The sequence below is a fragment of the Vibrio sp. 704 genome (assembly GCF_033339295.1).
Genome location: NZ_JAWOUH010000790.1, coordinates 1 through 570 on the forward strand (window position 1 = coordinate 1; position 570 = coordinate 570).

The following is a 570-nucleotide window of genomic DNA, read 5'->3' on the forward strand; positions in this document are numbered from 1 at the left end:
ATGATCATGATTGCAGCCGCGATTGCGAAGATCGTTCAGATGACGTTGGGGAAGTGGTTAGAAAGTCGCACTCAGGCTTGGCGTAAAAGATAAGGACACCTCGTGCAGTACGTAAAAATTAAAGATTCGATTGTTGAACAGATTGAAGCGGGCATGCTATCACCGCGTCAGAAATTGCCTGCGGAGCGCAAGTTGGCGGAGTCGTTCGACACAACCCGAGTTACGTTGCGCGAAGCGTTGTCGTTATTGGAAGCCGAAGGACGAATTTATCGTGAAGATCGCAGAGGCTGGTTTATTTCACCTGAGCCACTACGCTACGACCCTACTCAAACACTTAATTTTCCGAACATGGCGAAAGCGCAAAATCGCGTGCCAAAAACGGAGCTGATTGCGGCAAAGGGCACTTTAGCTAATAAGCAATCTGCGCGCTTGTTACAACTGCAACCGTTCTCTGATGTTTTTCGTGTTGACCGCGTTCGATATTTGGAAGACAGACCTGTTGTGTATGTGACCAACTATATTCGTCCAGAGATCTTCCCCAATTTATTGAGCTTTGATTTGACCAACTCG

At 47.4% G+C, this 570-nt stretch carries 1 protein-coding gene; it reads left to right on the forward strand.

All coding sequences use genetic code 11. From position 1 onward, the window contains the following. Nucleotides 1-102: 102 nt before the first annotated feature. Nucleotides 103-570: GntR family transcriptional regulator (locus R7R24_RS29130; protein WP_318120516.1), on the forward strand; the 468-nt coding region annotated here is incomplete at its 3' end.